Origin of the sequence: Pararhizobium sp. PWRC1-1 (genome assembly GCF_049897905.1) — a bacterium.
In the GTDB taxonomy this organism is placed as follows: domain Bacteria; phylum Pseudomonadota; class Alphaproteobacteria; order Rhizobiales; family Rhizobiaceae; genus Pararhizobium.
Genome location: NZ_JAFCXE010000021.1, coordinates 1 through 17,825 on the forward strand (window position 1 = coordinate 1; position 17,825 = coordinate 17,825).

The following is a 17,825-nucleotide window of genomic DNA, read 5'->3' on the forward strand; positions in this document are numbered from 1 at the left end:
GCACGTTCAGACCCGCAAGGACGGGCGTGTCCTATTCAGATATTCGGGGGGCGATGCAGCGGCACGAGTTCGCCGACGACACGATTGTCGTCGATGAATTCGCGGATAGAAGCCGTCACCACGGGAGCGCCGCCCACTTCGGGGGTGGCAATAATCGCAAAACTCACGCAGAAGTCTTTACAGCACTCCTGCTTTGCAATTTTCTCCATGTCATCCGGGGAGGCGCTCTCGTCTCCATGGACGTGGTCGCCGTTTGTCATGTCGTGGTGGTCGTGAGATTGGACGGTCGTGGATGTGGCTATCGATCCATGCATTGCCGCCGTAGCAGCAGGCAATGAATATCCAGCCAGTGATGCGATGATCACCAACCGAAGCAGAACCAGCATTTTTGCTAATGTGATTCGATACATACCCATGCCCGAGGACTACCATCAGCCCGGAAGTTGACAATTGCGAGCTTCATCTAGCCGATGATTCGCGTCGTTTATGTGGCGCTGCACAAGGAACCATCCCACCGATGGACCGTGAAGAAACCTTGTAGAGCTTCCAACGATGGCAAGGTCAACAGGTTCTAAAGGGGGAGTTCGGAATTTATGGGAGATATGCGGGTTACATTCGGTGAGTGGCTTAACGGCCTATATCGGGCCTTTCCTGGTCGCTTTCGGCGCAGCGACCATATTGCCCTTCCAATCTGAGCCGTGCTCGTTGGGCTCCTCGTTTCGGGCAAATTCTCCGTGTCCGGCCTCATCCTCGTCGCAAGTGTCGGGAACATTCTTGGGGCAGTGTGCAACTGGGTTCTCGGCCGGTTCATTGATGGCTTTCAGGACAGGGCTTGGTTTCCGGTGAAGGAGCCCTCGCTGGAAAGAGCTAGTGGTTGGTATCGGCGGTATGGGCGATGGTCCTTGCTGTTGTGATGGATGCCACTGTTCGAGGATTCGCTGACGGTTGTAGCCGGATTGTTGCGAGAGCCCCTGTGGTCCTTCGTAATCCTCGTGACGGTGGCAAAGACTGGCCGTTACCTCATACTCGCGGCGGCAACGCTGGGCACAATGGCAGTCCTCGGGTTCGAAGTTTCGATGACCAACGGGGAGGGAACATTCTTCGGAAAGGCGCGTTTGCAGGCGAAGGGAATTGCGCGTCCATGCCCGTTCTAAGAATCCTTTACCGCTTGGCCCGCATTGTGGCCCTGTGCGTCATGATGGTGAACCTCCACGGCACGGCGGCGGCTGGGCAATTCAACGCCAATCACAATTGCCCGTCCGTCTCGGAGTCTGGCCATCGCGCTCCAACATCCGTTCATCATGCGGGTTGCTGCTCCAATTTGCACTGCTGCCCCATACTGGCAGAGCCGCCGTGTGCAGATACGCATGCAGTCGTCGCCGGACCGGTTACGCCAATCCTGAACGAACTTAGTCCGTTCCTGCTCGTGCGTGCATTCCATCCCCCTCCAAAGCTCCCTGGCTGATTTGCCGAATTCAAATATGTGAATCCAATCAGGAGAATAGAGATGAAAACCCTCGTAAAATATTCGCTCGCTGCAGCAGGCGCTCTTTCAATACTCGCCATTATGCCAGCCACCTCTTTCGCGGAGATGGCCTATCCGGAAAAGTGCAAGTCCGGGATGGACATGTCGAAGATGGACATGATGTCCGGTGACATGGGCATGGCCGACATGATGACCGACTATCAGAAGGCATCAATGGAAGGCATGAAGTCGATGCACATGAACATGATGCAGGGCATGATGAAGAAGGACGCCGACGTTGCTTTCGTTTGCGGGATGATCGCCCATCACATGGGTGCCATCAGCATGTCCGAGGTCGAGCTGAAATATGGTGACAATGAATGGGCCAAAAAGACGGCCCAAAAGATCATCGACGCACAGACCAAAGAAATCGCCGAGATGACTGAGTGGCTCGACAAGGAAGCGAAGTAGGAAGGGAGCAGGAGCATGCATCACCTTTCAGACGAAATGAAAGCCTGCGTCGACAATTGTCTCGCCTGCTATCGCGAGTGCTTATCGATGGCCATGGGGCACTGCCTGGAAATGGGCGGCGAACATACCGAGCCGAAGCATTTCAGGCTCATGATGGCCTGCGCGGAAATCTGCCGAACTTCGGCTCATTTCATGCTCGTTGGTTCAGAGCATCACAAGCATGTCTGCCGAGAGTGCGCCGAAATATGCGCTCAGTGCGCCGAGGATTGTGAGCGTGTCGGGGACATGGAGTCGTGTGTAGCGGCTTGCCGTCGCTGTGCGGAGAGCTGCACAAAAATGGCGGCTTGAAAAGATGGTGGAGAGCACGGATGAGAGTGCTCTCCACCATCACCCTGTGTCATCAGGCGTTGTTAGCCTTTGCCCCTTCCAACCAGTAGGCGATCAAAGTCGCGGCCCAAAGGGCGAAGAGACCAAGTAGTGCTCACCTGAAGTCGGAGTTGAACGCGAAAAGACGGCTGTCATCGTCCCAATCGAAGCTGCGCCACCGTAAAGACTTACCCAATCTCAAGCGCTGCCCGAGAGCTGACAGGTCGGCGTCGGTCAACTCCATATAACGCACGTCCTCCGGCAGCATGGGCGGCGAAATAGAACAAAATAAATGGCTTATCCCGTTCGCACAGGTGTTAACAACATCTACCATTGGAGGATGACGCATCTCCCCCGCTTCAGTATTGAAGTGGGATGAGCGAGAGCCTGTTTCCGACGCGGCGAATGCCACAATCTACGCCGAACGTCAGGACGGCCGGAGTGCGAGCGGAAGTCCATCGGGTCCGGCGGATCGCTCACCGATGCCCCATTGCGGCCGCTCATTAGCGGTCGCGGCATGATCGAATTGGGCGGAACTTTGCCGTACGCCTCCATAGGACGGGCAAGCCATTTCCAAAAAGTTGATTTGACAACCATTATGATCGCGCCCAGGTTGATTTAGTAATCCGTAAGATGCAGCCTAACAAATTGGCTAGGGAGGAAACAATGGAAGCCGTCAATCGTAGAACCGCGCTCGCACTCGGTCTTTCAACGGCCGCAACGCCACTGATCGCCTGGGCGACGCCAGCAGCCGCCCAGACTTACGGCCCGGATGAGGGTGAGGAGCTAGGTCCCGGTGTCAGAGTTGTTGCGCTTGGTGAGCGGGCTTCGGTCATACCGGCCTATAAAATGGTCAAGTTGCGGGATGTTGTTATCCAACCCGGTTCGAAGACACCGGACAATGTGATGATGAACGACATGCTCTGCCACATGACTGAGGGAGAACTTTCGGTAGTTCAGAACGAGAAAAAGTTTACCGTCAAGAAGGGTGATGTTTGGACCTGCGCTAAAACCGATACGACGGAAGGCACCCAGAATACGAGCAGTGCGGTCGCGATCATGCGGGTCATCGATTTGATGACCTCATGAGGCGACGCGCGAAGTGCCGCAACGGCGGCTCTAAGAGGGAAGCCGGAGACGTCGTTGCCGCAATGTGGGCGATCTATATGCAGGAATGTCCACTTTTGGCACCACCTGCAGGTTCGGAAGGTGAGACGTAGGAAGAAAACCAGCGTCTTATCCTCAAAGCAGGCGGCTATCGTTAACACGCCCATCGCCAACGCGGCTGCGCTAGGTCAATCCGGACCGAGTTTCGCCGAAAATGCTGCCAAGGCAGCCGCGCCATCCGGTTAACGCACCATCTTGCGCAGATTGCACCTAGCAAGGTCCCAGCGATCCGGCCAACCACGGAAGTTGGATAGTTGTAATCGATACACACGTGGAGACGGCAGAGACGCCCGCTATCCTCTATTTGGAAGCGCATCCGGTAACTCCGATAGGCGCGGCTCTACTACCGTTTCCCATGCTTTTAGAAACGGTGCTTGCCGCTGAATGACAACTTCCTCCACATGCAGGTTCAAACCAGCTACTTTTCCGGTCATCTTGATTACGGAACCGACACTTCGACCGCAAGCTTCGTCAAAATCATATGCCATGCTCCCCCACACCATCATTGCCGACGATCTCTCCATGTGTGTGCCGGGGCTTGCCTGGTCGTCCATGTAGTCAAATAGCCGCTCTGCCGACGTCGCCACCTCCACATCTGCCTGTGCGGAGTGTGCGTAGATCAACGTGTTTCATCCTTACCTTCGCGGTCCTCGCTGTGCGCGGTGTGGCCGTGACCACCGTGGCCATGGAATAGATGCAGGACGGGGCAAGCTAACAGGAGAATGTAGGGCGCAAGACCAAAGGCATGCGCCCAGTGCTCGCGCAGAAGGAAAAAGGCGAAGATAACCCCGAGCGACGCAGCAAGCAGCGTCCATTTTCGATCCCATCTCATATCCGCACGCTCCTCAATCTCAGGGCATTGCCAATCACGCTTACCGACGAAAGCGCCATGGCGGCCGCTGCGATGATCGGCGACAGCAAAAGTCCGAACGAGGGGTAGAGCACTCCGGCGGCAATGGGTACACCAGCCGCGTTATATGGAAGGCGATGAACAGGTTCTGCCGGATGTTGTTCATTGTCGCATGACTCAGTTGGCGAGCCCGCACAATCCCTAGCAGATCGCCTTTGAGCAGAGTGACGCCTGCGCTCTCAATCGCGACATCCGTGCCGGTTCCCATAGCAATTCCGACATCTGCAGCAGCCAGGCAGGGGCGTCGTTCACCCCATCTCCGGCCATGGCGACGATCCGGCCTTCTTCCCGCAAACGCTTGACGATCTTGCTCTTGTCTTCCGGCAGGATTTCGGCCTCGACCTCGGTGATCCCGAGCTTGCGTGCGACCGCGTCGGCCGTCGTCTTGTTATCGCCCGTTAGCATGACGACCCGGACCCCTGCCTTCAGCAAAGCTTGAACTGCATCTGGCGTCGTCGTTTTGATTGGGTCGGAGATCGCCAAAAGGCCTCCAACGCGGCCGTCTATTGCGATGAAAATTACAGTCGCGCCTTCACCTCTCATCGCTTCCGCCTGGCTCGTAAGAGCCGAGACATCGATATGAGCTTCCTCCATGATGCGGTGGCTGCCTATGATGAGCATACGTCCGTCGACACTTCCCGTGACCCCTTTGCCAACCGGGCTATCGAAATCTACCGCGACGCCGAGAACCAACTGCCGTTCCGTTGCCGCGTTGACTATGGCAGTTGCCAGTGGATGCTCGCTCGCTCGTTCCAGTGTCGCCGCCAGTCGCAGCAGTTCGGATTCTGTGAACCCATTTATCGCGGCCATCGACGTTACCTTGGGTTTACCCTCGGTCAGTGTTCCGGTCTTGTCGACGACCAACGTGTCGATTTTCTCGAAACGCTCCAAGGCTTCGGCATTCTTGATCAGGACACCAAGTCCCGCACCCCGGCCGACGCCAACCATGATCGACATTGGGGTCGCAAGGCTCAACGCGCAGGGGCAGGCGATGATTAGCACCGCGACTGCGGCTACAAGACCGTGGGCAAAGCGCGGTTGCGGTCCCCATATCATCCACGCTACGAATGCCACGATTGCAATCCCGATCACCACAGGGACGAACCAACCCGACCAACCGCGTTGGTTGCTTGTGGCATTGTCGGCGGTGGGTGTTGCCGGGCCTGCTGCTCTGATTGCCTGGAACGTTGGCGAGGACAAAAACTAGCTCTCGGCCACGGGGCGGGCGGTATCGAACGGCCCCGCAATTTTTCTTGAATGAGACGCCGACGCCCGTGCCGGAGGTTCGATTCACCGACGGCGGAGAAGCTCCCTCGGACGATTAGATCGATTTCAACTGAACGCGCTTCTCGAGTTTTTCGGCATCTTCCTTCCGTTCGCTGTAGCGGTCGGTGAGGTACGACGACGCGTCACGCGTCAGGAGGGTGAACTTCGCCAACTCCTCACAGACATCAACCACCCGGTCGTAATAGGGCGACGGCTTCATACGGCCGTTGGTGTCGAACTCCTGGAAGGCCTTCGCTACGGAAGACTGGTTCGGGATGGTGATCATCCGCATCCAGCGCCCGAGGATTCGGAGCTGGTTGATGGCATTGAAGGACTGCGATCCACCGGAGACCTCCATGACCGCCAGCGTCTTACCCTGCGTCGGGCGCACCGATCCGACGGCAAGCGGGATCCAATCGATCTGGGCTTTCATGATGCCGGTCATCGCACCGTGCCGCTCGGGACTGACCCAGACCTGGCCTTCGGACCACTCCGACAATGATCGCAGTTCCTGCACTTTCGGATGTGAGACCGGGGCGGCATCGGGAAGAGGCAGCCCCTCCGGGTTATAGATCCGGACTTCGCATCCGAAGTGCTCAAGAAGGCGACCAGCCTCTTGCGCGAGCAGACGGCTGTACGAGACCTCCCTGAGGGAACCATACAGAATGAGAATCCGCGGCTTATGGGTTGAGAAAGGCGGTCTCAGTGCGTCGACATCCGGCTGGAGGAGGTGTTCGACATGGGCGGCGGGAAGTTTGGTCAAGAAAAGCTCCGTACATAGTTTGGGATCGGTATGGCGTGGGTTTACGTGGTCGAAATAGATGCCTTCGAGAACGCGGCGCAGATGTTAGGGTGTCCCGAGCAGCAGTCCTTCACAAGGAATTCAACAAGCGAGCCCAGCGCGTCAAAACGGGCGCTATAGAACATGGACCGGCTGCTTCGGCGGACCGCAATCAGGCCAGAGCGCTCAAGCTCCTTTAAATGAAAGCTGATGTTGGACGGGGAGACACTTGCCATGTCTGCTATTTCTCCGGCCGCCATTCCTTCAGGTCCAGCTACTACAAGCGCGCGCAGGACATTCAGACGCGTTTGCTGGGAAAGCGCCGCGAAGGCTAAAAGGGCCTGTTGCTCATTCATGTTTCAATATTTCTATCATTATCGACATATATAGTCGTCGGGTCATCGGGGGACAAGAGGGCACACAACATTGCATCGAGCACCGCTGTCCGACAACGTGGAGCGTTAACGAGGAAAATCAACTGCTGCCGTTACTACGACTGGGGCAGTGCCTGCAATTCGCATCTCCACTCGCCAAAGCCTGCCGTTTGGCTTCCGGCCTCAAAACAGTCAGCAAGCTCAGCGCGGTCTTTATCCCTGCTTTTTCCGAAATCGCTTGACGCGTTCATGCGTGCCGCAGGTGGCTTCGGAACACCAGAGACGTCGTCCACTCCTTGACGTATCGAAAAATAACCAGCCGCAATTGTCACCTTTGCATTCCCGGATCAGCCGACGATCACTGCGGGAAGTTATCAACTCCGCCGCCCCTATGGCAAACAGCCCAACCAGATCAACCAGGTCCGTGATTGGCATCAGCCACCGAAAACCATTATCAGTTTCAGATAAAATCTCTCGTGACCGAGCCCGTCTTGCGAGGTTATGGACGGCGTCGAACGCTTCACCCGGGTATGGCTGCTCAGCGTCTTCCGAAAGGAAAATCGCGTAGATCGCCTCCCGCAGGCGAACCGCTTCTTTGAATGCGGCTGCAGCCGCGCGAGGATGCACTGGGGCTAGCGCACCAAGTTCATGGACTTGGTGCTTGTCTACGAGGCCAACCCGTTCCGCCAGGTCGATGATATCATCATACGATCGCAGAAAGTCAGGTCCCCATCGCCCTCGCCGGCTGTCGACCGTGTTGGCAAAGTCGAGGGCAGGATGTCCACCGCTGAGCGTCATATCGGATGTAGCGATTGCCATGTCACCTTCGGAACAAGTTGGTTGCTGCCAAGTTTGTAACGGTAATAAATCATATAAACCGTTACAGAATAGGTTAAGCTCCGGCGAACGATCGTCAAACATACGCTGCGAATGCTTCAGGAGCTCTCGATCGTTCCTTTATGCGAGGGTGTCGAAACAGCGGGTGAGCTTCAGGTATTGCGTGACCTGGGTGTCTCACTTGTTCAGGGTTACGTCTTGGCTAAGCCAATGTTAGAGGGCCTGGCTGAGGTGACTGCAGTTGCACACCTGCTTGCCGCTGCCTAAGAGACAAGCCGATCCGTTCCGCTGAAATGCAATCCTGAATTCGGTAAAAAAACGAACTCTCGTGCCTGCCATTCGTCGAGGCGTGTGGCTAGCGTTACCACGTTAGCAACGGAGGCCCCTTCGACTGAGCACGTCTACAAGAAAACGGAATTCGTTGGCAGTTCGAAAACATCGATCGACGATGCCCTCCAAACGCGATCGGTAAGGCTTCGGAGACTATCAAGAACATCGACTGGTTGGGCGGCTGCCCCCCGGAACCGAAGTTGCATGCGCGAATTCTCGAACCGTGGCTTCGCCACCGCTATTCTCGGTTCTCCGATATGCTCATACATGTGAGAGGGCGCGCTCCGGCGCGACAGCCAATCCATGCTGTTGTAGTTCCCCGCGGGCGGCCAGATCGGATCCGCAAACAGGCGGAGACAGACTGGTTCGATGATTGCTAAAACAGCGTTAACTTATTCTTAACGATCGTGTCCCAGGACGTGGTGTAGCTTAGACGACCACGGCACATCCCAGAGGGTCGGATGAGTATCAGCGCGCCACTGCCGGCAAGCTGATGAGAGGATCATCGCTCATTTGTCCGATGGTTTCCAGCGTCATGTATCGAGCCCGTTGAACGGCCCACTCGTCGTTCTGTTCGAGCAGCAACGCGCCGACGAGCCGGGTAATGGCCTCATCATTGGGAAAGATGCCCACCACTTCGGTGCGTCGCTTGATCTCTCCGTTGAGGCGCTCGATGGGATTGGTGCTATGAAGCTTGGCCCAATGCTGCTTTGGAAAGGTCATGTAAGCCAGCACATCGCTTTCGGCCTCATCCATCAAACTGGCCAGTTTCGGCACCTTCGGCCTGATCTGATCAGCGACGCTGCGCCACTGTGTGCTGGCGGCCTCAGGCGTCTCCTGAGCAAACGCTGTGGCGATGAAAGCGGAAACGACGCGTCTGCCGCTCTTTCCGGCATGCGCCAAAGCATTCCTCATGAAGTGAACTCGGCAACGTTGCCAGGTCGCATTCAGCACCTTGCTAACGGCCGTCTTGATGCTCTCATGGGCATCGGAGACGACGAGCTTCACACCTCTCAAACCCCGGCGCGTCAGCTTGCGCAGGAACTCCGTCCAGATCGGCTCGGCCTCGGATGTGCCGATCTCCAACCCAAGCACCTCCCGGCGTCCATCGGCATTGACGCCGACAGCGATGATGGCTGCGACAGAAACGATGCGACCGCCGCGTCTCACCTTCAGGTAAGTGGCATCGATCCAGATGTACGGCCATTCGCCTTCGATGGGTCGGTCGAGGAAGGCTTTGACCTTGACGTCGATCTCCTCACAAAGTCTTGAGACCTGGCTCTTGGAGATGCCCGACATGCCCATCGCCTTCACCAGGTCATCGACGGAACGCGTCGAGATGCCCTGAATGTAGGCTTCCTGGATGACGGCAGTCAGAGCCTTTTCGGCCATGCGACGGGGCTCAAGGAAGCTTGGGAAATAGCTGCCTGTCCGCAGCTTGGGGATACGTAGCTCCACCGTTCCGGCTCGCGTTTCCCAATCTCTATCGCGATAGCCGTTGCGCTGGGCGATACGAAGCGCACTCTTCTCGCCATAGCCTGCACCAGTCGCAGCGCCAACTTCCAGTGCCATCAGCTTCTCGGCCGCAAAGCCGATCATATCGCGCAGCAAATCTGCATCTGCGCTCTTCTCAACAAGCGAACGCAGGTTCATCATATCGTCGGTCATCGGTGGTGTCCTTCAGGTTGGTTCTAAGCAACCCGACCCTACCGGAAATCACCGATGGCTATGAAATCCAGCTACACCACTCGCTGGGACACGATCTTCTTAACGGTGCGAGGCCATTCTGAAGTAGATTCGAGGCAGTGTCACACATCGGGTCAAAGCAGTGCAGTATAGTGCAGCGTACCCACAAACACGAAGCAATGCATGTTATTTCTCAGAATTGAGACCCACTGACCCTCTCAGTGGGTCTCTTTCGTTTGATCGATCTATGGGACCAGTGTAGCGGGTCGACACTCGCACTGTACGGAACGATGTTGCGCTGCAACAGAATATTTTGGAATGTGTTTCTTACAAATCGCCGCAAATGTCATACTTTTGAAAATGTGTTCTACGTTATTGTGTTATCCAATTGACAAACCCGACGTGTAATATACGTTCAAACCTGCCGGTCTGACCCGAGATGAAGAGGAGAGTGCCTTGAATATTTTCACAAGTATCTTGTCTCTCATTTCCATCCGAAAAGTGCATGGTTGTCGCGATCGAATGTGACGTAAACCGCGTCCGCTCGCATCGATTATCAATCAGCTTTCCGCCTCGATCGGAGAATCCAGTGATGAAACAGGTCGTCGAGTACCAAGGTATCCCGGTTGGCGTTCTCATCTCGCGTGACGGCAGCCTCGCCTTTATGGCAGTGAAATACGATGTCATCGAGCTTGATGGCCGAAGCTTTTCGTCGGCAACCGAAGCGCGTGAAGCCGTTAAAGCCCATGTGACACAACGCGTCGACCTTGCAGCCTAGGGCTGGCTTTTCGTCGGAGCGCGAGCTTTCGCTTTGGCCGGGGAACGAATGCTCCTTCCGGCGGCATCACCGATTACGGTTTTGGCCAACGACTTGCTTGAGATCTTCAGTCACCGGCACCACCGATGATGCCGCGGTAACTGCGGCATCACAATTCAGCGGTTGGTCTCGAACCAATTGATCAAATGGCAACCGCGCTTGAAAGGATAGAAGCCGGACAGGTGCGCGAATTGCTCTTCGTGGGCATGGTTGGAACGTCTGCCGTGCTGGCTACTACCTGTTGCGCGAAAAATAGAGGCGCCTTCAAGAAGGTTCCTGGCGGCATTTACCCGTGCGCTTTCGACGAACTCGTGCGGCGTAGTCCCTGTGGTCTGCCCGAAGTGCCTCGCAAAATTGCGAGTGCTCATACCCACGAGCGTGGCGAGTGATTGAAGCGTATGGCGTTCCCCGATGTTATGAATGACATGATGTTGAATTCTCGCGACGGTGAGTCCGGATCGCTAGGTGCTGTAAGATAAGGACTGAACTAGGACTTCCCTCCTTGACGTTGGGCAACCACAACTAAGCGCTTGGCGACCAAGAGGGCCATGTCGCCTCCGTGCGCTTCGATCAGTGACAGCGCCAGGTCATGCCCGCAGTTATCCCTGCGGATGTGACGAGGCGGCCATCGCGGACATAGATCGCATCCGGTTCGATTTGCGCCGCCGGAAACTTTGCTGCCAGCAGATCTGCATTTTGCCAATGGGTCGTGGCGCGTCGCCACAGCGGTTCGTATATCTTCAAGGCGACCGATCATCAGCAAACGCAAGCTGTTAGCGTCGCGTCGTGGGCGGCCGTGCCGCCGCTTGCTTCGATCTGCCACCAAATGGGCCAACGCGCGGCTTGAGCCGACCGAAGTGCTGGTGCGCTTTCGCCACTGCGTCGAACACTGCCCGCCAATCTGTGACGTCGAGCAAAATAGATAGGACGGCGTCTCCGAACTGCTCCGCCCTCGGGGCGAGCGCAGCCATGTTTCTCGCAGTCGACGCAACCTTGTCCCCGCGTTCGAGTGCCGCCTTGGCCCAGGGATGGCCGAAGCCCCTGGACGCGGCTGTGATGAACTATGTCTTTGTGGGGGGTCGTCATGCTGATTCCTGTCAGATGTCTGATGACTGTTCATCATGGGCGGCCCAGCGAGGACCGACTTAGTTTCGCTGGTGCTATCCGGGAACTGCGCGAGCAGCGTTTCGGCTTTCGATGTGATTGCTGCACCAATAACAGCCAGCTGCGACCTCACTAACGATTTTGGATCGCCCGGCTGGCCGGATTTAATGCAGCCGTGCGATGATCATGGGTTACCAACTGTGTTCCGAAGGCCGAATTTTATGCAGACCGAGCTACGGGAACTCCAAACAGATTCTTATACTCCGCTTCGGGCACGCCGTAGCTGCCACGCGCGATTTGCTGCAGCTGAGCCATGGTCAGAACGCGGATATTCCCACCGGTTGCTTTGACGGCATGCACGCCCTCCAGCACGTTTATATGATCGGTTACGCCGGAACGGCGAACGCCCAGCATTAGCGCGAGAAACTCGTGGGTGAGCGGGAGGTCATCGCGTCAACACGGTCATGGCACATCAATATCCAGCGTGGCGAATCGCTCGTGCATCCGGTACTGAGCGTTGGGCTGAATAGACCGCCTGGGTTCCACAGGTGTGGACATAACGCAGGAAATAATCCCGCACGCCATGATCGTTTATCGCCTGCAGGAACGTTTCGACAGGAACGAGGATGCCTTCCCCTGCCACCGGCATGAAGGTTTCTGTCGCTGCGCGATCAACCGTCATGACGACTGGACATCCAGTGACACCCTCAGCCCAACATGACGGACTTCGGCGCATTGAGAAAGACTCTTCAGGTAATCCAAGAACGCCGAAAGGCGCGCGCTGGGCAGACGCTGGAACGTTAACTTAATGACGAGGAGAAAAGAAACGTTAACCGTGTCCATTCCCTCAGACTTAACCCAGATCGCCTAGGTTTCCGGCCAGTGAAAAGGCAGATGCGCATGTTTAAGCAGTCACAATGGTTCTTGAAATGGGTACTTCCGGCAAGCGTGTCGGCCTTGGTCGGAGCGATCCTTCTCGGCACCCTCTACTGGGCTGCCGCCAGAACTGACGAGGTTGCCGCGGAGCGGCAGAAGGATCTCGTCGCCCTGATCGTTTCAAAAATTCAGTCTTCGGTCGCTCATGATCAAGAGAGCGCCACCGTGTGGGACGACGCGGTCACCAAGGCGAAGGAGCGTGATCACGATTGGCTTGACGTAAACCTTGGCCAATGGATGAACACCTACTTCGGCCATGATGCCGCGGTCGTGCTTTCGGCAGATGGGCTGCCGATCTACCGGTTTATCGCAAAGTCAGCCGGTTCGGCCTCACCAGAGGAACTTCACCTGGCCTATAGTCCGCTAGCCAAACGGCTGCGTGAACGGCTTGTCGCTGGAGACCAGGAAGGCATGTCGGACAGGGTCCTCTCAATCGGCGAGAGTGATCTGACATATGTTGGAGAACGACCCGCGGTGGTCAGTGTCAAACCTATTACGTCTGACACGGGCGAGATCGAGCAGCAGGCGGGCGAGGAGAGCCTGCATGTCGCGGTACGGTTTTTGGATCGAGACTTCCCAACCGAACTAGGTAACGAATACCAGTTCGCGGAGATGCAGTTCACGACTACGATGCCCCCCGACAAGCGCCACTCGCAAATCGCTCTCACCTCGAAATCCGGTCTGGTGATGGGGTATTTCAATTGGCATCCTTTTGAGCCGGGAACGAGCGTGTTGCACGCGACGCTTCCTGTCGTCGGCCTTTCCGTCCTTGGGATATTCATTGCCGCCAGCCTTGCCGGCCGTGCAATCTGGAGACGCTCGGTCAAGCTCAATTCTAATCGCCAGGAGCTTCAACATCTGGCGCTGCGTGACCCGTTGACGGGCTTGGCAAACAGGGCACATTTCAAAAGTGAGCTGGCGGCACGTCTGCAACAAGTACTGCCTCATGATTGCTGCAGCGTGCTCTATATTGATCTAGACCGGTTCAAGGCGGTCAACGATACCTATGGACATCCAACAGGTGACAGACTGCTTTCTCTCGCTGCAGAGCGAATGAGGGAAATTCTCCCCGACGCTCTAATTGGGCGGATCGGGGGCGACGAGTTCACAGCCTTGCTCGAGAGGATCGAAGCCGACGAAGTCGTTACGATCGCACAAAGGATCGTGGTGTGCCTGCGTGAGCCGTTTGAGATCGGAGGGATATATGTTTCGATTGGAGCGAGCGTCGGTGTAGCGATTGCGACAGGTACGAACGCCAATGCCGATGAACTGACAAGGCAGGCTGACATTGCGCTTTATCATGCGAAGGCCGCAGGGCGGAATGCGTATGCGGTGTTTGGCGATCATATGGACGAACTTCTCCGCACCCGCCGAAAACTGGAGCGTGACCTTCGCGCGGCGTTGGCAGCGGGGACGCAGATTGAGGTTGTTTACCAGCCGGTTTACTTCGCCGACAGCTCGGGACCATGCTCAGTCGAGGCACTGGCGCGGTGGAAACACCCAGAGTTAGGACCTGTTGGTCCCGATGTGTTCATTCCGCTCGCAGAAGAAATAGGCGTCATCCACAAGATCGGCTCCTTCGTACTCGAAGACGCGTGTAGCCTGATAGCCGAGTTGCCTTCGATAAGTGTCGCTGTGAATGCCTCCGCCGCGGAACTTGCTTCTCCCGGCTACCCACTTCGCGTTCTTTCTACGCTGGCCAAGTGGGCGGTCGAACCCGCTCGACTGGAAATCGAGATCACGGAAAGCCTGGCAATCAGTGCGGAAGAGGAAACCGAGCGTAACATCCTTATGCTTCGAACGGCGGGCGTGCGGTTTGCAATCGACGACTTCGGCACCGGATATTCTTCATTCTCACGGGTGCAGAACGTCACCGTGGATAGGCTCAAGATCGACAAGTCGTTCATCGGAAGGATTCGAGAGGGCCAAAACAGCGCTGTTGTTGAAGCAATCATCAACATGGCACGGGCGCAAGGGCTACAGACAACGGCCGAAGGGGTCGAAACCAACGAGCAGAGAGATGCTTTGAAGTCGCTGGGCTGTGACAACATCCAGGGGTTCCTGATGTCGCGCCCAATAGCACGAGGAGAGGTCATGGCGCTTCTGCATGCAGGCCACAAGAGCGAGAACGCTTAATGCGCCGACTGGTCTCAGCATCATCGAACGCGGTTTTGAACCCGGCCAGCATGGCCCAGCAACTGCTTGTACTAGCTGTGCCCTGATCCGGCCACGAGCATCTTCGAGAACATCTCGCATCTTGCACGTAATACGCGGACCGACGTCGATCCGATTTCGGCGACGCTCTCGCTCTCAGCCTGTTCACGTCGGCTCGGAGGGCCGCCAGCTCTTCATCCGTTGACACACTTGATGCGTTCTCCGTTTGCTCGGGCACGCTCGCAAGCGCAATATCGACCAAGGGAGCATCAGTTGCGGACACCTGATCGGCGGAGAGCGGTGCTGCATTGCCGGTTGGGATGGACGTGATGGTGGACGAGACGGGATCAGAGGCTGGAAACGTTACTTCGAGGCGGACATCCAATCCATTCTGACCACCCGGATTGTTGCCGCCTCGAAGACCACGAGCGCATGGCCGCGCTCGGCAGAGACCCGCGCCGCCTCGAGGCCAGCCGGGCGAGCACAGGCAGTTCCTGCCGACCAACTAATCGTCGAAGGATTTGTTGTGGGTGCGTGGTCACGTTCATCAAAGGCCAGGTATCGCATCGGGGAGAGGAGAGTGATCTCAAATCCGCGCGGATATCCGGGGGGTGAGGACAGGCCACCACCGCATCTTTGCCGATGATTGCCAAGGCTAGGCAGTACCCTCCCTCCTTTTTTACCTCCGGAAAGGCGCGGGTCCACTCATGGCAGTCTTTGGCAGGTTTTGCCTCCGAGAGAGCAAGATACGGGTTCAGCGGCTTCGACCTTGGGCTGTGTCATAGAGACAAAGCAGTCGGAAAACCGTACAGATGAAATAATGAGCCGTTTTGAAGACACAGAAGCCGCGGTGACCGAGAGGCTACGCGCGATGAAAGCCAAGCCAGAGATGACGATCAACTTGTTCGATATCGGTGTTGCCCTGAACGGTGATGGCTACTCGCAAGATGAGATCATGGAAGTCCTCTTCGCGCTTGAACAGGACAAGGTCATCGCGTTCACGCCGGGAAACAGAATCCTGATGTTTAAAGCACTGCCAGAATAGGCTGGGCCTTGCTGGTCAGAAGAGCTCGGTATTTTGTTCTGTTTAAAGACCCCGCCGGCAGCCTGCCTCACCGAAAATTTTACCGCCGCTACGGCGATGACTAATGTACGCCTTGAAGGCGCACAATTATTGACATCCTATGCAAGGGTGCATATACTCCAAGGATAGATGGAGGCTGATATGCCGAGCGTAGCAAATGAAAACAGTGAGCGAATGAGCCTACGGGTTCCGGCAGCTGCAAAGGCCAAGTTGGTGCGGGCAGCTGCGCTTAGCAATACGGATCTTACTAATTTTGTGACGCAATCCGCCCTACGGGAAGCCGAAGTGGTTATTGAGCAAGCCGAGACGATCAAAGTTTCTGAGCGGGATTACCCGCGCATTCTTGAGTTGCTAGAAAATCCGCCTGCACCCAATGAGAAATTGCGCGCCGCCGCCCGTGCTCTGCCAAAATTATGACAGCTTGGCATGAGGAGCCGATCGGCAAGCATCACGATCGCAAGTCTTTTGATTGTGGTGATGCCGAACTCAATGAATTTCTGCGAAAATATGCGCGGCAAAGCCACGATCAGGGCGGCTCAAAAACCTTTCTGGCGGTAAGCGACGCCAATGGTCAGAGCGTCTTTGGCTTCTATAGTCTGGCTCCGACATCAATCGAACCTGATAAAGTGCCTCCAGCACTGCGCAAAGGGCTCGGGCGCCACGAGGTGCCGGGCTTTCGATTGGCGCGTCTGGCGGTCGATCAAACCCAGCAAGGGCAGGGTATGGGTGGTCAACTCCTGCTTGCTGCGGGAAGACGGTGCCTGCGAGTCGCCGAGGAAGTCGGCGGCGGCGTTATGGCAATCGATGCGAAGAACGACCGAGTGGCGGATTGGTACAAGACCTACGGTGCTCACTCACTGATCGACGCGCCTCGTACCTTACTGATTCCGCTAACAACCATTCGGGCTGCTCTCGATGCTGCTGGTCACATCCTGTAATTCAGCTTGGATCGGTTGAGCCTTGAGCTGCTAAAGCCGAAAATTCCCAAGTCATGCCGTGGCTCGCGTCAGCGAGGCTCTGGGCGAAGCGCTCCTGGGTCATCGTCAGGTCACAGCGGTTGAGGACGATTGCGAAAGTCCGCTCCAAATATTGCTTTAGATTATTCGCATCTTGCCACAAGACCTCACGCCGTCCCGCATGAACGACTGCCGAGCGCAGTGAATAGAGGCCCTTGATTTGGTTATAAACCGCAATGCGCGTTTTAACATCCTGGGGTATAGATCACCGATACATGCCGGCTGATGGTCTGCGTCACCGGATCAGTCTTATCAGTTGACGTCAAAAGCGATTCAAGGGCTGTGAAAAATGACAGCAGCCGTTCGGCGCGGTCGGCGACCTGCCGTCCCCTTGTCATCCAGCCCAGTCCCTGCGCAACGCGCTGAGCCAAAGATTTATCGCTCGGATCAAAAAGAATGGACGCCAAACTTTGGATTTTGGGCAAATTTTGATCCACCACCGCCTTAGCTGTCGTTTCATACCAGCCTGGTAGCGTAGCGGTACTCGCATCGTCGAATGTCATATGCGGCTGCGCGTGAATCGTCGGATAGATTGGATGCGCTTCCAATTCGCCAATGCCGGGTAAATGTCCCTTCCATTGGCTTGTGCTGAGGCGCATCAGACTCACGGCGACGTCTATCAGCCATTTTGCTTCTTCCGCGACGTTGGCTTTAGTTGCGGGGACTTCGACAACCCACACACTCCCCGGCATATAGAGGGTCATGCAATCGTCTTTAAAGTCTGAGCGGGGTAATTCCCGACCTTCAACTGGATCTTCTTATTTTTTGACAAGGCAGTGTTCACCGCTGCCAATTCCGTGCGCATGGAACGAACGCGCCCGAGAGAAACCACGTCCGGCACCGCATGCCTTACCACGAAGTTTGGTTCGATATGCACATACTCGCGACCGGCCTCGGCCAGCACGGTGTCAACCAGATCCGTCGGAGCATTCTCGAGTGCGTCCGGAATGGGTGCCTCAGCGGTTTCAATCAGTTTGATATAGTCTGACCAGTCTTCTGGCAGAGTGTGCGTATTGATTTTTCATGCGCGTTTCGCGACTTGAGCATCTTGCAGCCAGACC

At 56.2% G+C, this 17,825-nt stretch carries 20 protein-coding genes and 5 pseudogenes; 11 read left to right on the forward strand and 14 right to left on the reverse strand.

From position 1 onward, the window contains the following. Nucleotides 1-35: 35 nt before the first annotated feature. Entirely contained in the window at nt 36-416 is a 381-nt protein-coding gene (locus tag ACP7E0_RS25930) for a hypothetical protein (RefSeq protein ID WP_426129132.1), read from the reverse strand. 202 nt (nt 417-618) lie between these two features. On the opposite strand from ACP7E0_RS25930, the pseudogene ACP7E0_RS25935 reads away from it, so the two are divergent. From ACP7E0_RS25935 to ACP7E0_RS25950, 4 genes and pseudogenes are all read left to right on the forward strand, one after another. Next, a pseudogene (locus ACP7E0_RS25935) lies at nt 619-1,067 on the forward strand (YqaA family protein); the annotation flags it as partial. Between the two features lie 440 nt (nt 1,068-1,507). After that, complete coding sequence (gene copM, locus ACP7E0_RS25940; protein ID WP_426129134.1) at nt 1,508-1,936, forward strand: CopM family metallochaperone; 429 nt, start codon at nt 1,508-1,510, stop codon at nt 1,934-1,936. A gap of 15 nt (nt 1,937-1,951) precedes the next feature. Then, entirely contained in the window at nt 1,952-2,284 is a 333-nt protein-coding gene (locus tag ACP7E0_RS25945) for a four-helix bundle copper-binding protein (protein WP_426129136.1), read from the forward strand. A 684-nt stretch (nt 2,285-2,968) separates the two neighbouring features. After that, nucleotides 2,969-3,391, forward strand: coding sequence for a hypothetical protein (locus ACP7E0_RS25950; protein WP_209847920.1), 423 nt, complete (start codon nt 2,969-2,971; stop codon nt 3,389-3,391). Nucleotides 3,392-3,762: 371 nt separating this feature from the next. Here the strand turns inward: ACP7E0_RS25950 and ACP7E0_RS25955 are convergent, their stop codons facing one another. The 6 genes and pseudogenes from ACP7E0_RS25955 to ACP7E0_RS25980 all read right to left on the reverse strand — a co-directional run bounded on the left by ACP7E0_RS25955 (nt 3,763) and on the right by ACP7E0_RS25980 (nt 7,721). After that, entirely contained in the window at nt 3,763-4,092 is a 330-nt protein-coding gene (locus ACP7E0_RS25955; RefSeq protein ID WP_426129138.1) for a hypothetical protein, read from the reverse strand. Continuing rightward, entirely contained in the window at nt 4,089-4,301 is a 213-nt protein-coding gene (locus ACP7E0_RS25960) for a DUF2933 domain-containing protein (RefSeq protein WP_426129140.1), read from the reverse strand. The genes ACP7E0_RS25955 and ACP7E0_RS25960 overlap by 4 nt, the downstream gene beginning before the upstream one ends. Next, a pseudogene (locus tag ACP7E0_RS25965) lies at nt 4,298-5,561 on the reverse strand (heavy metal translocating P-type ATPase); the annotation flags it as partial. The pseudogene ACP7E0_RS25965 and the gene ACP7E0_RS25960, both read right to left, overlap by 4 nt. Nucleotides 5,562-5,700: 139 nt before the next feature. Next, on the reverse strand, nt 5,701-6,408 hold the full coding sequence (gene arsH, locus ACP7E0_RS25970; protein ID WP_426129142.1) for an arsenical resistance protein ArsH: 708 nt from the start codon (nt 6,406-6,408) through the stop codon (nt 5,701-5,703). Between the two features lie 41 nt (nt 6,409-6,449). Beyond that, nucleotides 6,450-6,782 (reverse strand): ArsR/SmtB family transcription factor, encoded by a 333-nt coding sequence (locus ACP7E0_RS25975; protein WP_426129144.1) that lies wholly within the window; start codon nt 6,780-6,782, stop codon nt 6,450-6,452. Between the two features lie 231 nt (nt 6,783-7,013). Beyond that, entirely contained in the window at nt 7,014-7,721 is a 708-nt protein-coding gene (locus ACP7E0_RS25980) for a CGNR zinc finger domain-containing protein (RefSeq protein WP_426129146.1), read from the reverse strand. A gap of 9 nt (nt 7,722-7,730) precedes the next feature. Between ACP7E0_RS25980 and ACP7E0_RS25985 the strand changes: the two genes are divergently transcribed. Further along, complete coding sequence (locus ACP7E0_RS25985) at nt 7,731-7,904, forward strand: hypothetical protein (RefSeq protein ID WP_426129148.1); 174 nt, start codon at nt 7,731-7,733, stop codon at nt 7,902-7,904. Nucleotides 7,905-8,435: 531 nt separating this feature from the next. On the opposite strand, the gene ACP7E0_RS25990 is transcribed toward ACP7E0_RS25985, so the two are convergent. Then, on the reverse strand, nt 8,436-9,635 hold the full coding sequence (locus tag ACP7E0_RS25990; RefSeq protein ID WP_426129150.1) for an IS256 family transposase: 1,200 nt from the start codon (nt 9,633-9,635) through the stop codon (nt 8,436-8,438). 610 nt (nt 9,636-10,245) lie between these two features. On the opposite strand from ACP7E0_RS25990, the gene ACP7E0_RS25995 reads away from it, so the two are divergent. Both ACP7E0_RS25995 and ACP7E0_RS26000 read left to right on the forward strand, forming a co-directional pair. Beyond that, nucleotides 10,246-10,431 (forward strand): hypothetical protein, encoded by a 186-nt coding sequence (locus ACP7E0_RS25995; RefSeq protein WP_426129350.1) that lies wholly within the window; start codon nt 10,246-10,248, stop codon nt 10,429-10,431. A gap of 179 nt (nt 10,432-10,610) precedes the next feature. Further along, nucleotides 10,611-10,710, forward strand: a pseudogene (locus ACP7E0_RS26000) (LysR family transcriptional regulator); the annotation flags it as partial. Nucleotides 10,711-10,727: 17 nt separating this feature from the next. Here the strand turns inward: ACP7E0_RS26000 and ACP7E0_RS26005 are convergent. From ACP7E0_RS26005 to ACP7E0_RS26020, 4 genes and pseudogenes are all read right to left on the reverse strand, one after another. Next, nucleotides 10,728-11,190: pseudogene (locus ACP7E0_RS26005) on the reverse strand (GlxA family transcriptional regulator); the annotation flags it as partial. Between the two features lie 53 nt (nt 11,191-11,243). Beyond that, the gene (locus ACP7E0_RS26010; protein ID WP_426129352.1) at nt 11,244-11,528 is read right to left on the reverse strand and encodes an SDR family NAD(P)-dependent oxidoreductase; all 285 of its coding nucleotides are present in this window, start codon (nt 11,526-11,528) and stop codon (nt 11,244-11,246) included. A 265-nt stretch (nt 11,529-11,793) separates the two neighbouring features. Next, nucleotides 11,794-12,009: pseudogene (locus ACP7E0_RS26015) on the reverse strand (Crp/Fnr family transcriptional regulator); the annotation flags it as partial. Nucleotides 12,010-12,046: 37 nt separating this feature from the next. Then, complete coding sequence (locus tag ACP7E0_RS26020; protein ID WP_426129152.1) at nt 12,047-12,256, reverse strand: hypothetical protein; 210 nt, start codon at nt 12,254-12,256, stop codon at nt 12,047-12,049. 212 nt (nt 12,257-12,468) lie between these two features. Between ACP7E0_RS26020 and ACP7E0_RS26025 the strand changes: the two genes are divergently transcribed. The 4 genes from ACP7E0_RS26025 to ACP7E0_RS26040 all read left to right on the forward strand — a co-directional run bounded on the left by ACP7E0_RS26025 (nt 12,469) and on the right by ACP7E0_RS26040 (nt 16,686). Then, on the forward strand, nt 12,469-14,646 hold the full coding sequence (locus tag ACP7E0_RS26025) for a putative bifunctional diguanylate cyclase/phosphodiesterase (protein ID WP_426129154.1): 2,178 nt from the start codon (nt 12,469-12,471) through the stop codon (nt 14,644-14,646). Between the two features lie 838 nt (nt 14,647-15,484). Continuing rightward, complete coding sequence (locus ACP7E0_RS26030) at nt 15,485-15,709, forward strand: hypothetical protein (protein ID WP_426129155.1); 225 nt, start codon at nt 15,485-15,487, stop codon at nt 15,707-15,709. A gap of 180 nt (nt 15,710-15,889) precedes the next feature. After that, nucleotides 15,890-16,165: a DUF1778 domain-containing protein gene (locus ACP7E0_RS26035; protein ID WP_426129157.1), complete on the forward strand. Its 276-nt coding sequence runs from the start codon at nt 15,890-15,892 to the stop codon at nt 16,163-16,165. Next, nucleotides 16,162-16,686: a GNAT family N-acetyltransferase gene (locus ACP7E0_RS26040; protein WP_426129159.1), complete on the forward strand. Its 525-nt coding sequence runs from the start codon at nt 16,162-16,164 to the stop codon at nt 16,684-16,686. Before ACP7E0_RS26035 ends, ACP7E0_RS26040 begins: the two co-directional genes overlap by 4 nt. A 263-nt stretch (nt 16,687-16,949) precedes the next feature. Here ACP7E0_RS26040 and ACP7E0_RS26045 read toward each other — a convergent pair whose 3' ends face one another. Continuing rightward, the gene (locus ACP7E0_RS26045; RefSeq protein WP_426129161.1) at nt 16,950-17,468 is read right to left on the reverse strand and encodes a hypothetical protein; all 519 of its coding nucleotides are present in this window, start codon (nt 17,466-17,468) and stop codon (nt 16,950-16,952) included. Further along, nucleotides 17,465-17,668: a hypothetical protein gene (locus ACP7E0_RS26050; RefSeq protein ID WP_426129163.1), complete on the reverse strand. Its 204-nt coding sequence runs from the start codon at nt 17,666-17,668 to the stop codon at nt 17,465-17,467. Before ACP7E0_RS26050 ends, ACP7E0_RS26045 begins: the two co-directional genes overlap by 4 nt. Between the last annotated feature and the right edge of the window lie 157 nt (nt 17,669-17,825).

What these genes read in the sequence shown, in the direction of transcription:
- ACP7E0_RS25930 (WP_426129132.1), bottom strand. Translation starts at nt 416, where the DNA reads ATGGGTATGTATCGAATCACATTAGCAAAAATGCTGGTTCTGCTTCGG.
- copM (WP_426129134.1), top strand. Translation starts at nt 1,508, where the DNA reads ATGAAAACCCTCGTAAAATATTCGCTCGCTGCAGCAGGCGCTCTTTCA.
- ACP7E0_RS25945 (WP_426129136.1), top strand. Translation starts at nt 1,952, where the DNA reads ATGCATCACCTTTCAGACGAAATGAAAGCCTGCGTCGACAATTGTCTC.
- ACP7E0_RS25950 (WP_209847920.1), top strand. Translation starts at nt 2,969, where the DNA reads ATGGAAGCCGTCAATCGTAGAACCGCGCTCGCACTCGGTCTTTCAACG.
- ACP7E0_RS25960 (WP_426129140.1), bottom strand. Translation starts at nt 4,301, where the DNA reads ATGAGATGGGATCGAAAATGGACGCTGCTTGCTGCGTCGCTCGGGGTT.
- ACP7E0_RS25975 (WP_426129144.1), bottom strand. Translation starts at nt 6,782, where the DNA reads ATGAATGAGCAACAGGCCCTTTTAGCCTTCGCGGCGCTTTCCCAGCAA.
- ACP7E0_RS25980 (WP_426129146.1), bottom strand. Translation starts at nt 7,721, where the DNA reads ATGTTTGACGATCGTTCGCCGGAGCTTAACCTATTCTGTAACGGTTTA.
- ACP7E0_RS25985 (WP_426129148.1), top strand. Translation starts at nt 7,731, where the DNA reads ATGCTTCAGGAGCTCTCGATCGTTCCTTTATGCGAGGGTGTCGAAACA.
- ACP7E0_RS25990 (WP_426129150.1), bottom strand. Translation starts at nt 9,635, where the DNA reads ATGACCGACGATATGATGAACCTGCGTTCGCTTGTTGAGAAGAGCGCA.
- ACP7E0_RS25995 (WP_426129350.1), top strand. Translation starts at nt 10,246, where the DNA reads ATGAAACAGGTCGTCGAGTACCAAGGTATCCCGGTTGGCGTTCTCATC.
- ACP7E0_RS26020 (WP_426129152.1), bottom strand. Translation starts at nt 12,256, where the DNA reads ATGACGGTTGATCGCGCAGCGACAGAAACCTTCATGCCGGTGGCAGGG.
- ACP7E0_RS26025 (WP_426129154.1), top strand. Translation starts at nt 12,469, where the DNA reads ATGCGCATGTTTAAGCAGTCACAATGGTTCTTGAAATGGGTACTTCCG.
- ACP7E0_RS26030 (WP_426129155.1), top strand. Translation starts at nt 15,485, where the DNA reads ATGAGCCGTTTTGAAGACACAGAAGCCGCGGTGACCGAGAGGCTACGC.
- ACP7E0_RS26035 (WP_426129157.1), top strand. Translation starts at nt 15,890, where the DNA reads ATGCCGAGCGTAGCAAATGAAAACAGTGAGCGAATGAGCCTACGGGTT.
- ACP7E0_RS26040 (WP_426129159.1), top strand. Translation starts at nt 16,162, where the DNA reads ATGACAGCTTGGCATGAGGAGCCGATCGGCAAGCATCACGATCGCAAG.
- ACP7E0_RS26045 (WP_426129161.1), bottom strand. Translation starts at nt 17,468, where the DNA reads ATGACCCTCTATATGCCGGGGAGTGTGTGGGTTGTCGAAGTCCCCGCA.